This window comes from Aurantiacibacter sp. MUD11, assembly GCF_026967575.1.
Lineage (GTDB): Bacteria > Pseudomonadota > Alphaproteobacteria > Sphingomonadales > Sphingomonadaceae > Alteraurantiacibacter.
On record NZ_CP114054.1, the window covers coordinates 1,699,347 to 1,712,391 of the forward strand.

Sequence of the window (13,045 nt, forward strand, 5' to 3'; positions counted from 1 at the left end):
TGATGCGACGTTTCCTTCCCAAGAGCCTGCCCCCTCGTAGTCTGCTGGGCCAGATGTTGCTGTCGGTAGCGCTGGCACTGCTGGTGGCGCAGACCATTTCCGCCGTGCTGCTGTACCGGGCGCAGCAGGCACGCAACGAATTCGGCGCGGCCAATGCGCTGGCCTTCCAACTGGTTGCCGAACCGCGCATCGACATTCGCGTCGATGCGGATCCGAGCGGCGACAATCCGATGCGTCGCCGGCCCCGCGTGCTGCGCATGCAATACAGCGAGACCAGCCCGCTGCTGCCGGGTGAGAGCAGCGATGACCGGCGCGAAAACCTGCTGCGCGAATTGCTGGGGAACCAGGGAGTCGACATCGCCGACCTGGTGGTCACCAGCCGCCCGGTGATGGATGATCCCTTCGTCCAGCGCGGCCTGCGCAACGGCACGCGCTGGCGGGGTGACGAGGCCTGGCAGCGCGGAGAACTGCTGGTCGCCGGCCTGCGGCGCACCGGGGAAGAGCGCTGGCTGATCGCCCGCATCCCCATGCCCGTACCCGAAGAAGGATCGCTGCGCGGCGTTATCCTGCAGACGGTGATTCTCTACCTCGTGCTGGTCGGCGGGCTGGCCCTGCTGCTGCGCCGCATCACCCGTCCGCTGGCGGTACTTACGCGGCGGGTCGAACGCTTCGGTGGCCAGCAACTGGAAGCCGATCCGCTGCCACCCTCCGGCCCCGAGGACACGCGTCGCCTGATTACCGCGCACAATGCGATGGAAGCCCGTATCGCCGCCCTGCTCGACGAGAAGGACGTCATGCTGGGCGCCATCGGGCACGACCTGAAGACCCCGCTGGCGGCGCTGCGCGTGCGGATCGAATGTGTCGAGGACGATATCGAGCGCGAGCGCATGGCCGATACCATCGAGGACATTACCAACTCGCTCGACGATATCCTCTCGCTGGCCCGCGTGGGCCGTCCCAGCGATCCGCTGGAGCGGACCGACCTGTCCGCGCTGCTGGCCAGCGTGGTGGAGGAATACGAGGACATGGGCCGGAACGTCGCGCTTGGCCCGACCGAACGCGTCGCCCTGCCGGTGCGCGCAACCTGGCTGCGCCGGGCGCTGCGCAACCTCATCAGCAACGCGCTGCGTTACGGCCAGCAGGCGCGCATCAGCCTGTCGAAGGACGACACCCACGCCATCCTGCGCATTGCCGACAAGGGGCCGGGCATTCCCGAGGACCAGATCGACGCCATGCTGCAGCCCTTCACCCGCGGCGAAACCTCGCGCAATCGCGAGACTGGCGGCGCGGGGCTGGGCCTGACGCTGGCACGCGCCATCGCCGAGCAGCACGGCGGCACGCTCACCCTGTCCAACCGCATCGGTGAGGATGGCGGGGTGGACGGTCTGCTGGCGGAAATCCGCATCCCGCTCAGCGCATAAGGCCGCCGATAATATTGCGCACGAAGCGGCCGACGATCGGTCCGCCGAGGTCGGTCGCAATGGAGCCGACGCCGGAGGTAATCGCCGTCCTGGTGGGGTTGGCGCGGCTCCGGCGCCCCGTCACCGCTGCCGCGGCAACCGAAGCCATCGATCCGGCGGCGGCGCTCATGGCGCGGTCGCGTGCCTTGTCCCACATGCTGCGGCTCTTGCGCGAACGCTTGCCGACCTCTTCCTCACCCTTTTCGGCCACTTCCTCTGCCGTGGCGGCGGCATCGACGGCCTTCTGCGCCAGCACTTCCTCGGCGCTCTCGCGGTCGACCGCCTCGTCATACTTGCCGTCGACCGGGCTGACCGACTGGATGATCGCGCGCTCCTTCGCCGTCAGCGGGCCAAGGCGGCTGCGCGGCGGCTTGATCAGCGTGCGCTGCACCACCGTCGGCGCGCCATCCTCGTCCAGCGTGGAGACCAGCGCCTCGCCCACGCGCAGCTGGGTGATGGCTTCCGCGACATCGAGATCGGGATTGATGCGGAAAGTCTCCGCCGCCGCCTTGATCGCCCGCTGGTCGCGCGGGGTGAAGGCGCGCAGCGCGTGCTGCACGCGGTTGCCTAACTGACCGGCGACTTCCTCGGGGATGTCGATCGGGTTCTGCGTCACGAAGAACACGCCGACGCCCTTGGAACGGATCAGCCGCACCACGCGCTCGATGGTTTCCTCCAGCGCCTTCGGGGCATCGTCGAACAGCAGGTGCGCCTCGTCGAAGAAGAACACCAGCTTCGGCTTTTCCGGATCGCCCACTTCGGGCAGGCTTTCGAACAGTTCGGCCAGCAGCCACAGCAGGAAGGTGGCATAGAGCTTGGGGCTGCGCATCAGCTGGTCCGCGGCCAGGATGTTGACGTAGCCGCGGCCCTGCTCGTCGGTCTTCAGGAAATCGTCGATCTCCAGCGCGGGCTCGCCGAAGAACTTGTCCGCCCCCTGCGATTCGAAGCTGAGCAGCTGCCGCTGGATCGCCCCGACCGAGGCTTTCGACACGTTGCCGTATTCGCCCGACAGCTCCTTCGAATTGTCGTAGGCCCAGGCGAGCATCGCGCGCAGGTCGTCGAAATCGAGCAGCAGCGTCGGCTTGCCGTCGGTGGCCAGCCCTTCGTCGGCAGCGCGAAAGACGATCTGCAGCACGCCTTCCTGCGTCTCGTTCAGGTCCAGCAGGCGCGCCAGCAGCAGCGGACCCATTTCGGAAACCGTGGTGCGGACGGGGTGGCCCTGCTCGCCGTAAAGGTCCCAGAACACTACCGGGTTATCCGAATAGGCATAGTCGTCCATGCCCAGTTCCTTGGCCCGGCCTTCCAGCTTGTCGGCGTGCTTGAAAGTGGGCGAGCCAGGCATGCCGATACCCGAAAGGTCACCCTTCACGTCGGCCACGAACACCGGCACGCCATTGGCGGAGAAGCTCTCCGCCATGCCTTGCAACGTCACCGTCTTGCCGGTGCCGGTCGCGCCCGCGATCAGCCCGTGGCGGTTGGCGCGACTGAGGTCCAGCGCCTGCCGATTGCCGTCGAGATCATTGCCCAGGAAAATATCGGCCATGCTGGTCCTTATTCGTATGTTGCCGTAATCTGACAGTGACCCTAGAGCGGAGGGGATGGAAGGCAAGTCTCCCTTCGTGCTGCTAGACGACGCGCGCGCCAGCGGTGCGAGCGATGCGCATTATTTCGTCAACCCGGAACAGGTGTTCGTCGCCCGCCGCGCGGAAGAGGTGGTGGACGTGCTGGCCGCTGCCGACAAGGCGCGAGTGGAGGGCGGCAAGTACCTCGCCGGCTACCTCGCCTACGAGGCGGGGCTGGCACTGGAAGGCCGCCTCATGCCGCTGGCTGCGGAGCGCGCCGGCGCTGCCGGTCCGCTGGTCTGGCTGGGCCTGTTCGACGCGCCGGAGACTATTCCCGCGGCCGACATGCCGGACTGGCTGGCCGCGCGTTCGCGGGGTGAAGCCAGCATCGGCCCGCTCGATCCGCAGGTGTCGACCGGCGCCTACCTCGATGCCTTCGCCACCTTGCAGGAAGCGATTCGCGCGGGCGACATCTACCAGGCCAACCTCACCATCCCGCTGGCCGGCCCGGCGCGCGGCGACCCGCTGACGCTTTATGCCAAGATCCGCCCCACGGCGGCGGCAGGCTATGGCGGACTGATCTTCGACGGGTCCGACTGGCTGCTTTCCTTCAGCCCCGAGCTGTTCTTCTCGCTGCGAGGCAGCGCGGCCAAGGTGAAGCCGATGAAAGGCACCCGCCCGCGCGGCGGCACCGAGGCGGAAGACCAGGCGCTGGCCGAGGAACTGCAGGCATCGGTGAAGGACAAGGCCGAGAACCTGATGATCGTCGACCTGATGCGCAACGACCTGTCGCGCGTCGCCGAGGCGGGCACCGTCAGGGTGGAGCACCCCTTCGCGGTGGAGACCTATCCCACGCTGCACACCATGACGACGACCGTCCTGGCCGACCTGCAGGAGGGCAAGGGCGCGATCGACATGCTGCACGCGCTGTTCCCCTGCGGCTCCATCACCGGCGCGCCGAAGATCCGCGCGATGGAACTGATCGACGAGGTCGAGCGCGATGCGCGCGGCCCCTATTGCGGCGGCATCGGCCGGATCGACGCGCCCAAGGACGGACATGGCGGCGACGCCGCCTTCAACGTCGGCATCCGCACCATCCGCCTGACGCCGGGCGAGAACCAGAAGCACAAGGCCGTGCTGGGCGTCGGCGGCGCCATCGTCGCCGACAGCGAAGGCATGGAGGAATGGCGCGAGTGCCTGGTCAAGGGCGCCTTCGTGCGCGGCGTGGCAGGCGGTCATGACCTGATCGAGACCATGGGCTTCGACCCCAAGCAAGGCATGCCATACCTGGAGCTGCACCTTGAACGGATGAAGGCGAGCGCGGCGGAACTGGGCTTTGCCTTCGACCGGCACGAGACGCGCAACCGCATCCAGGCGCTGTGCTTCGAGCTGGACAAGCCGGCCAAGGTCCGCCTGGTCCTGGCGCGTTCGGGTGCGGTGACGCTGGAAGCGCATCCGATGCCCGCACCGCTGGCCGATCCCGCCCCCTGCATCGTCCTGCCGCACCCCACCGTGCCGCACGACTGGCGCCTGCGCCACAAGAGCAGCGACCGCAGCTTCTACGAAGCGGCCCTTGGCGTGGCGAAGCGGGTCGACGCGGTCGAGGCCGTGCTGGTGCGCGGCGAACAGGTGATCGAGGGCTGCTGGACCAACGTGTTCGTGGAGCGCGACGGCATCCTGCTCACCCCGCCGCTGGCGCTGGGCCTGCTGCCCGGCGTGCTGCGCCGCGCGCTGATCGAGCAGGGCAAGGCGCGCGAGGCGGACCTGACCGTGCGCGATCTCGAACACGGCTTCCTGATCGGCAACGCGCTGCGCGGCCTGATGCCGGCGACGCTGCAAGTGCCATGACCACGCCCTCTCTCAGCCAGGCGCTCAGCCGCATCGAGGCATCGCCCACCACCGCCATGACGGATCGCGCCAGCGAACTGCGCGCAGCCGGCAAGGACATCATCTCGCTGAGCGTCGGCGAGCCCGATTTCGCCACCCCGCCGCACGTGATCGCAGCCGCCAAGGCCGCGCTCGATGCCGGCGACACGCGTTACACCCCGGTCACCGGCACGGCGCGACTGAAGGAAGCGGCGGCACTGCATTTCCAGCGCGACCTCGGCATCGCCACCGATCCCTCGCGCGTGATCGTGACGGCGGGCGGCAAGCAGGCGATCTTCGAGGCTATCGCCGCCACCGTCAGCCCCGGCGACGAGGTGATCGTGCCTTCGCCCTGGTGGGTCAGCTATCCGCAGATGGTGCGCTTCTGCGGTGGCACCGTGGTGCCCCTGCGCACCAGCGCGGCCAACGGCTTCCGCTTCCACCCTGGGGAGCTTGAATCGCTGATCACGCCATCGACCAACTGGCTGATGCTGAATTCGCCCGGCAATCCCACCGGCGCGGTGTTCCCGGCGGAGATGCTGCGCGGCATCGGCGAGGTGCTGCGTCGGCGCCCGCAGGTGCTGGTGCTGTCCGACGATATCTATTCGCCGCTGATCTATACCGAGGCCCCGCATGCCACGCTGGCTGTGGAGTGCCCCGACCTGGCCGACCGGATCATCACCGTCTCCGGCGTGTCGAAGAGCCACGCGATGACGGGCTTCCGCATCGGCGTCGCCACCGGGCCGGAATGGATCATTTCCGCCATGGGCAAGCTGCAGAGCAATTCCAGCGGCAATCCCGCAAGCATTTCGCAGGCCGCCGCCGTCGCCGCCTTCGAAGGACCGCAGGACTTCCTGGCCGACTGGCGCGAGGCCTTCCGCCGCCGGCGCGACCTGGTGGTGGAACGGGTGAACGCCATTCCAGGCCTCTCCACGCCGGTGCCCGACGGAGCCTTCTACTGCCTCGTCGATGCCGCGCCGCTGATGGACCGCTTCGGCGGCGACGACCGCAAGCTGGCGCTGCACCTGCTCGACCACGGCGTGGCCACAGTCGCCGCCAGCGCCTTTGGCGGCAAGGACGGTTTCCGCATCAGCTTCGCCGCCGACGAAGCAGTGCTGGACACGGCCCTGGCGCGCATCGCAAAGGCGCTGGCATGACCGACATTCCGATTCTCTACGAGGATGGCGAGGCGCTCGTCATCGACAAGCCTGCCGGCCTGCCCATCGAAACCCCGCGCAAGGGCGGCCCTGCGCTGGAAGATTACCTCGACACGCTGAAGCTCGGCTTCCAGCGCGCGCCGGTGCCGGTGCACCGCCTCGATACCGACACCAGCGGCTGCCTGCTGCTGGCGCGCAATCCCAAGGCCCTGAAGCGCTTCAACCGCGCCTTCGAGGAAAAGCTGGTGCAGAAGACCTATCTCGGCGTTGTCGCCGGGCCGGTGGATGGCGACGAGGGGACGATCGACATCGCCCTCACCAAGATCAGCAGCGAAGCCAAGGGCTGGCGCATGATCCCGGCGAAGAAGGGCAAGCCCTCCGTCACGCACTGGACCAAGCGCGCCGAACTGCCCGGCGGGCTGACGCTGGTGGAATTCCGCCCGGAGACCGGCCGCACCCACCAGATCCGCGTCCATGCCGAACACACTTTCGCCCGCTCGCTGCTGGGCGACCCGGTCTACGGCCACAAGGATGCGCGCGTCACCCGCACCATGCTGCACGCCAGCAAGCTGGTGGTCCCGCGCGAGGGCAAGCCGGACATCGTGGCCGAGGCGCCGCTGCCCGCCGACTTCGTGGCGCTGGGCGCGGCCTGATGGGCAAGATCCTCGAGCGGGCGAACGCCATCGCCGAGGAAAGCTTCATCGCTGCATCCGGCCCCGGCGGCCAGAACGTCAACAAGGTGGCGACCGCGGTGCAGCTGCGGGTGAACATCTATGCCCTCGGCCTGCCGCCGCGAGTGTTCCACCGGCTGAAGGAACTGGCGGGCAGCCGCCTCAACCAGGCGGGCGAGATAGTGATCGACGCGCGCAACAACCGGACGCAGGAAGCCAACCGGCGCGAGGCGCGCGAACGGCTGGCGGAACTGATCGAATCGGCCTGCCGCGAACCCAAGAAACGGGCGAAGTCCCGCGTGAACCGCGTGGGCAAGACCAAGCGCCTCGCCAGCAAGAAGGCGCACGGGCAGAAAAAGGCCCTGCGCGGCAAGGTCGATCTGTAGCGTTTCGCGCTACTCGATCACTTGACTTTTTACCGATTCTCTCGCAATGGCCGCGCCGGAACGGCGGTGCCGCGTGCGCCGCCCTTATTTTTTCGGGCCGAACGCGCCCTTTCGATACTTTTGAGAGCAGACCCATGGCGAAGCCCGCAACCATCAAGATCCGCCTGAACTCGACCGCGGACACCGGCCACTTCTACGTGACCAAGAAGAACCCGCGCAACCACACCGAGAAGTTCGTCTTCCGCAAGTACGATCCGATCGCGAAGAAGCACGTCGAGTACAAGGAAGGCAAGATCAAGTAAGAGGCCTTACGGCACACTTGGTCGCGCCCCATGCTGAACGGCGGGAACCGCCTCGGTTCAGTGATAGTTCAACGCTCCGCCCACATCTGGTGAGAGTATGAACGCCTTGAAAACCTATCTTCGCAAGCCCATCACCGCCGCGATCGTTGGCGGCATGGCGCTTGCCGTCCCCGCAACGCTGGCATTGCCGCTTGCCCCTGCCCATGCGCAGTCGCAGGTGCAGGCGAACCAGCTCGACCGCGCCGCCAACGCGCTGCGCTCGATCACCACCCTGCGCGCCGATTTCACCCAGACGGACCGCAACGGCGGCAGCCTGTCGGGCGAACTGACGCTGAAGAACCCCGGCAAGATCCGCTTCGAATACTCGGACGACGTGAACCTGCTGGTGGTGTCCAACGGCAGCGCGCTGACCTTCGTCGACTACGAAGTGAACCAGGTGGAACGCTATCCCATCGGCGACAGCCCGCTTGGCGCCCTGCTCGATCCCAATCGCGACATTCGCCGTTACGGCACGCTGCAGCGCGCCAGCGGCGGCGTGGTCAGCATCCAGGTGCAGGACCCTAACCGTCCGGAATTCCCGCAGCTGACGCTGATTTTCCAGGAAAATGCCTCGGCCCCCGGCGGGCTGGAGCTGGTCAGCTGGGTGGCCCTGGATTCGCAGAACCAGCGCACCACGGTGCGCCTGCGCAACCATCGCTACGGCATGAGCGTCTCGGACAGCGAATTCCGCTTCCGCGACCCGCGCCGGGCATCTCGTCGCCCGGGATAAACAGCTTGTGGCCGAGCGGTTGTAAATTTACGACAAAACGACCGCTATATTCATTGGCCAGACAGGCAAAATTCCCTAGATTTACTCCCATAGATGCGTGGTGAGGCGGGTTTCCCCCCTGTTGCCCTGATCCTCGATACATGCCGCGCATCTGTAGAAGCGTGACGAACGCTCTAAAGGAACCCCCGTCGCACTATGCCCCCGCGACGGGGGTTTTTTTATCTGCTGCTCCCGCCTAGGTGATGCGCATGGTTTCTATCGCTACCTGGAACATCAATTCCGTCCGCCTGCGCATGCCTTTGGTCGAGCAGTTCCTCCGCGAGGAATCGCCCGACGTGCTGTGCCTGCAGGAAATCAAGTGCCAGGAGCACCAGTTTCCGGCCAAGGCCTTCGCCGAACTCGGCTACGAGTACCAGGCGATCCACGGGCAGAAGGGCTACCACGGCGTCGCCACGGTCAGCCGCCTGCCGATGAGCGAGTTCTCGCGCCACGACTGGCAGGACAACGGCGAGGCGCGGCATGTCGGGGTGGAGATCCCGGATGCCGGCGGGCTGGTGCTGGAAAACGTCTATATCCCCGCCGGCGGCGACGTTCCCGACCGCGAGGCCAATCCCAAATTCGGGCAGAAGCTCGACTTCCTCGAACGCATGACCCGCTGGTCGGAAGAGATCAACCGGCCCACGCTGCTGGTGGGCGATTTCAACATCGCCCCGCTCGAATGCGACGTCTACGATCACAAGGCGCTGCTCAAGGTCGTCAGCCACACGCCGCTGGAAGTGGAGACGCTGGGCAAGCTGCAGGGCGCCCACGACTGGGTCGACCTTGGCCGCAAGCACATCCCCGCGCCCGAACGGAATTACTCGTGGTGGTCCTACCGCACCTACTGGCAAGGGAAGGACCGCGGGCGTCGGCTGGACCACATGTGGGCCTCGCCCGACCTTGCCGCGCAGAGCCGCGCACACCGCATCGCCGAGCACACGCGCAACTGGGAAAAGCCCAGCGACCACGTGCCGCTGATCACGGAGTTCGACCTCTGAGCGGCCCCTCCCCCGAACGCCGCGTGGCGCAGGCGATCGACGCCCTGCGCCATGGCTGGCCGATCAAGGTGGGGGATGCGCCGGTGCTGCTGCCGGTGGAGACCGCGCCCGGCGGCGCGGCGCAATCGCCGCACATGCTGATCTCCGCCGCGCGGGCGGAAACGCTCAAGCTCACCAACCAGCGCCCGGCGGCTGACGGACATTCCCCCGTGCTGATGCGCGCGGCCGAACCGCTGGGCCTTGGTGCGGCGCTGCCGGTGGCCGATCCCGCGCTCGATACGGTCAACCCGCTCAAGGGCCCGTTCCTCGCCGAAGAGCTGCAGTGGATGACCGCCGCCAAGGCCGCGATGGAGCTGGCGCGCATCGCCGGCGTCCTGCCCGCCTTCCTCGTCAATCCCGAACCCGCAGGCGAGCCGGTGGAGCTGAAGTCCATCGATCTTGCCGCCTGGCGCGACCCCGAACACCTCGCCATTGCCACCCGCGCCCGCCTGCCCATCGCGGCAGAGGAAGAGGCGGAGATCGTCGCCTTCCGCTCGGCCGGCGACATGCGCGAACACGTGGCGCTGGTGCTGGGCGATCGCTCGCTCGACACGGTGCCGCTGGTGCGGCTGCATTCCGAATGCCTGACCGGCGATATTTTCGGCAGCCTCAAGTGCGATTGCGGCCCGCAGCTCGACCATGCGCTGGCGGCCATGTCTGCTGCCGGCGCGGAAGGTGGCTGGGGCGTGCTGCTCTACATGCGGCAGGAAGGGCGCGGCATCGGCCTGATCAACAAGCTGCGCGCCTATCGCCTGCAGGATGAAGGCGTCGACACGCTGGAAGCCAACCGCCGCCTCGGCCTGCCCGAGGAAGCGCGCGACTTCCCGCTGGCGGCGCGCATGCTCGACCTGCTCGGCATCGCCGAGGTGCGGCTGATGACCAACAATCCGGAAAAGGTCGCCGCGCTGGAAGAGGCCGGCGTGCGCGTGGCGGAGCGCGTGCCGCACGAACTGCCCGCCAATCCCCACAACACCCGCTACCTCGCCACCAAGCGCGACAAGGCCGGGCACCTGCTGACATGAGCTACGCCATCCGCGAGGAGCAGGCGGGTGACGAACCCGCCATCCGCGCGCTGGTGGAACGGGCTTTCGCAGGGCACCCCTATTCCGACGGCGACGAAGCCGAGGTGATCGACCGCCTGCGCCGGGATGGCGAACTGCTGCTGTCGCTGGTGGCCGAACAGGACGGGGAAATCATCGGGCAGGTTACCTATTCCGAGGCTCGCCTCTCCAACGGGGAGACCGGCTGGATGGTGGTGGGGCCGGTGGCGGTGGCCCCGGCACGGCAAGGCGAAGGCGTGGGCCGCGCGCTGATGGAGGCGGGTGAGGCAGCCATGAAGGAACGCGGCGCAAGGGGCATTACCGTGCTGGGTGATCCAGCCCTTTATGCGCGGTTCGGCTATCGCCAAGGCACGCCGATGACACTGGCGGGCGAACTGGGCGAATACCTGCAGGTGAAGAGCTTCGGTGCGCCGATCCCGGCCGCCGCAATCAGCTACGCCCCGGCCTTCGGCTGATCAGCGGATGACTTCGTAACGGGTCAGGCGGCGGTCGAGGCGATTGTCGCCCACCCCGCCCATGTCACCCGACCAGTCGGCGACGAAGATCGAGTTGCGGTCGACGCCGGTGGCGAAGCGCGCGTCGTTGCCCACCACGACCAGGCCCGAACTGTCATGCGCACGGCCTTCGGCGGCCACGGCGATGAAGGCCGCGTAGTTTTCCTTGTCCTGCCCCTGCACGAACCAGTTGTTGCTGATCTGGCCGCTGGCCCCGCCCGGCAGGTCGATCATGTAGTTGGTCCCGCGTCCGCGGGTGTCGTCGAAGCTGGACGAGGCCACATCGACGCGGATCGCGCGCGACTTGACGTAATGCCCGCCGCGGCCTTCCTCGAAACGGCTGCGGGTGACGCGGACATAGCCGTATTCGCCGGTGTAGATCGAATGGGCACAACCGCCCGAGCCTTCGCAAGTGCCGAGGCGGGTGAAGGTGCTGCGGTCGATCACCAACTGTCCGCCGGTGTCGTTGTGCGTCAGGATGCCCTGCTGGCTGTCGCGGAACCAGCTTTCGGCAACGGTCAGGTCGCCCTGTTCAAGCCGGATACCCGCGCCGTTGTAATCGGGCACGCGCATGTTCTCGAACACCAGGCCCGCAACTTCGGCGCTCACTCCGCGCAGCACCAGCGCGGCCTTTCCCTCGCAGGTGACGCCGTCGAACACCACCGAACCGGGTTCGGCGGCGAGATAGGCAACCTGACCGGCTTCCTGCACCGCGCACTGCTCGTAGCGGCCCGGCGCGATGGCGATGGTGCCGCGCGCATTGCCGATGGCGTTCACCGCGTCTTGCAGGTCCTGGTAGCCGCGCCCGGTCTCCACCACGGTGAAGGGCGCAGCGCGGTCCTGCGCGAACAGGGCGGCCAGCGGGATCGCCGCCACGGCAATGCCGGCGACAAGGCCGATCAGGCCAAGCGACACGCGCGGGGCACGGGGGCGGAACTGCTGGTTCATCACCCCCGCACGCATAGCGGAAACTGGTTAAGGGCCGTTAAAGCACGTCAGCCGACCTGCGGCATAACCTCCTGAGCGAACAGCGTTGCGGAGTGCTGCACGGCCGCCAGCGGCAGGTCGCCGAAGGCCAGTTGCGCGACGAAGTAGCTGTAGCCGGCCTGTTCCGCTTCGCGCTGGACGAAGTCCTTCACGGTCGCTGGCGAGCCGGCCACGGCCGCGCCGGTCGCCACCAGCGCATCCCAATCGGCCGGGAAGCTCTTCACGAAGGGATTGTCCGCCCCGCGCGCTTCCCACAGCTGCACGAAGCTGGCGCGCCAGCGGGCAAAGGCGGGCCGCGCCAGGGCCTGCGCCTCCGCGTCGGTATCGGCGACGACCACGTGGCGGCCCACGCCCACCAGCGGCATCGTGTCGGGATCGCCGCCAGAGGCAAGATAGGCTTCGCGGTAGCCGGATATCATGCCGCGCATCGGCTCTCCCGCCAGCAGCGTCACCATGTTGAGCCGCTGCTTCGCGCAGCGCTGCACCGAGGCAGGCGAATTGGTGCCGTACCACAGCGGCGGGTGCGGCTGCTGCACGCATTTCTGCACCATCGGCACGTCGTCGAAGGTGAAGAACCTGCCCGAGTGCGACAGCCGATCCTGGGTCAGCCCCTTGATGACAACGTCGAAGGTCTCCGCCGCCAGCTCCTGCTGCTCGGCCATATCGACGCCGTAGAAACCCATCTCGATGGGCGAGATGCCGCGGCCATAGCCCAGCTCCAGCCGCCCGCCGGACAGCGCATCGAGCGTGCCGATCTCCTCGATCAGGCGCAGCGGGTGGTAGAGCGGCAGCAGGTAGACCAGCGGCCCGAAGCGGAGGCGCCGCGTGCGCTGCGCCAGCGCCGCGAGATAGACGCCGGGTGACGGCGCATGGCCCAGCGGCGTGCCGTGGTGTTCGGCCACGTGATAGGCGTGGAAGCCGAGCCGGTCGTAGGTCTCGGCCATCTGCAGGCGGGCTTCGAGATGTTCGGCCAGCGGCAGGCCGCTGTCGTCGACATGGTCGAATATTCCGAACTTCATCCCTTGCTCCCCCTGCGGCCTAGTCCGTCTTCGGAGGCCGTCCCCGCCGTGGCCGCGCTGACACTGGCACCGTGATCCCGCGTCTGGCCAGCGCCTCGCGCAGCAGCATCTCGATTTCCGCGTTTACCGAACGAAGCTCCTGCGCCGCAAGACGCTCGATTGCGTCATGCAGCGCAGGGTCCACGCGAAGGGCAAAGGCTTTCTTGCCGGTTGGCTTCTTGGGGGGTGCCATGGC

14 protein-coding genes are annotated in these 13,045 nt (G+C 67.5%); 10 read left to right on the plus strand and 4 right to left on the minus strand.

Features of this window, described 5'->3' with window-relative positions; all coding sequences use genetic code 11:
• Nucleotides 1-2: 2 nt before the first annotated feature.
• Nucleotides 3-1,421: a sensor histidine kinase gene (locus tag OZN62_RS08470; protein WP_269099159.1), complete on the plus strand. Its 1,419-nt coding sequence runs from the start codon at nucleotides 3-5 to the stop codon at nucleotides 1,419-1,421.
• Here the strand turns inward: OZN62_RS08470 and OZN62_RS08475 are convergent.
• Nucleotides 1,411-3,003, minus strand: a complete 1,593-nt coding sequence (locus OZN62_RS08475; RefSeq protein WP_269099160.1) for a helicase HerA-like domain-containing protein — start codon at nucleotides 3,001-3,003, stop codon at nucleotides 1,411-1,413. The two genes, OZN62_RS08470 and OZN62_RS08475, sit on opposite strands and share 11 nt — an antisense overlap.
• A 55-nt stretch (nucleotides 3,004-3,058) precedes the next feature.
• Between OZN62_RS08475 and pabB the strand changes: the two genes are divergently transcribed.
• The 9 genes from pabB to OZN62_RS08520 all read left to right on the plus strand — a co-directional run bounded on the left by pabB (nucleotide 3,059) and on the right by OZN62_RS08520 (nucleotide 10,765).
• Nucleotides 3,059-4,870: an aminodeoxychorismate synthase component I gene (gene pabB / locus OZN62_RS08480; RefSeq protein WP_269099161.1), complete on the plus strand. Its 1,812-nt coding sequence runs from the start codon at nucleotides 3,059-3,061 to the stop codon at nucleotides 4,868-4,870.
• Nucleotides 4,867-6,045, plus strand: a complete 1,179-nt coding sequence (locus OZN62_RS08485; RefSeq protein ID WP_269099163.1) for a pyridoxal phosphate-dependent aminotransferase — start codon at nucleotides 4,867-4,869, stop codon at nucleotides 6,043-6,045. The genes pabB and OZN62_RS08485 overlap by 4 nt, the downstream gene beginning before the upstream one ends.
• Nucleotides 6,042-6,698, plus strand: coding sequence for an RluA family pseudouridine synthase (locus OZN62_RS08490; protein WP_269099164.1), 657 nt, complete (start codon nucleotides 6,042-6,044; stop codon nucleotides 6,696-6,698). The genes OZN62_RS08485 and OZN62_RS08490 overlap by 4 nt, the downstream gene beginning before the upstream one ends.
• Nucleotides 6,698-7,102 carry an alternative ribosome rescue aminoacyl-tRNA hydrolase ArfB gene (arfB, locus tag OZN62_RS08495; RefSeq protein ID WP_269099165.1) on the plus strand — a complete coding sequence of 135 codons (405 nt, stop codon included), beginning with the start codon at nucleotides 6,698-6,700 and terminating at the stop codon, nucleotides 7,100-7,102. The genes OZN62_RS08490 and arfB overlap by 1 nt, the downstream gene beginning before the upstream one ends.
• Nucleotides 7,103-7,236: 134 nt before the next feature.
• Entirely contained in the window at nucleotides 7,237-7,404 is a 168-nt protein-coding gene (gene rpmG / locus OZN62_RS08500; protein WP_047006750.1) for a 50S ribosomal protein L33, read from the plus strand.
• Between the two features lie 97 nt (nucleotides 7,405-7,501).
• Complete coding sequence (locus tag OZN62_RS08505; RefSeq protein WP_269099168.1) at nucleotides 7,502-8,173, plus strand: LolA family protein; 672 nt, start codon at nucleotides 7,502-7,504, stop codon at nucleotides 8,171-8,173.
• Nucleotides 8,174-8,421: 248 nt separating this feature from the next.
• A complete protein-coding gene (locus OZN62_RS08510) occupies nucleotides 8,422-9,210 on the plus strand; it encodes an exodeoxyribonuclease III (RefSeq protein ID WP_269099169.1) in 789 nt (262 codons plus the stop codon).
• Between the two features lie 23 nt (nucleotides 9,211-9,233).
• A complete protein-coding gene (ribA, locus tag OZN62_RS08515) occupies nucleotides 9,234-10,271 on the plus strand; it encodes a GTP cyclohydrolase II (protein ID WP_269099170.1) in 1,038 nt (345 codons plus the stop codon).
• Nucleotides 10,268-10,765 (plus strand): GNAT family N-acetyltransferase, encoded by a 498-nt coding sequence (locus OZN62_RS08520; RefSeq protein WP_269099172.1) that lies wholly within the window; start codon nucleotides 10,268-10,270, stop codon nucleotides 10,763-10,765. The genes ribA and OZN62_RS08520 overlap by 4 nt, the downstream gene beginning before the upstream one ends.
• On the opposite strand, the gene OZN62_RS08525 is transcribed toward OZN62_RS08520, so the two are convergent.
• From OZN62_RS08525 to OZN62_RS08535, 3 genes are read right to left on the minus strand one after another with little or no spacing between them, the layout of a single operon-like run.
• A complete protein-coding gene (locus OZN62_RS08525; protein ID WP_269099174.1) occupies nucleotides 10,766-11,752 on the minus strand; it encodes a right-handed parallel beta-helix repeat-containing protein in 987 nt (328 codons plus the stop codon).
• Nucleotides 11,753-11,799: 47 nt separating this feature from the next.
• Nucleotides 11,800-12,810, minus strand: a complete 1,011-nt coding sequence (locus tag OZN62_RS08530; RefSeq protein ID WP_269099175.1) for an LLM class flavin-dependent oxidoreductase — start codon at nucleotides 12,808-12,810, stop codon at nucleotides 11,800-11,802.
• Between the two features lie 19 nt (nucleotides 12,811-12,829).
• Nucleotides 12,830-13,042, minus strand: a complete 213-nt coding sequence (locus OZN62_RS08535) for a toxin-antitoxin system HicB family antitoxin (protein WP_269099177.1) — start codon at nucleotides 13,040-13,042, stop codon at nucleotides 12,830-12,832.
• Between the last annotated feature and the right edge of the window lie 3 nt (nucleotides 13,043-13,045).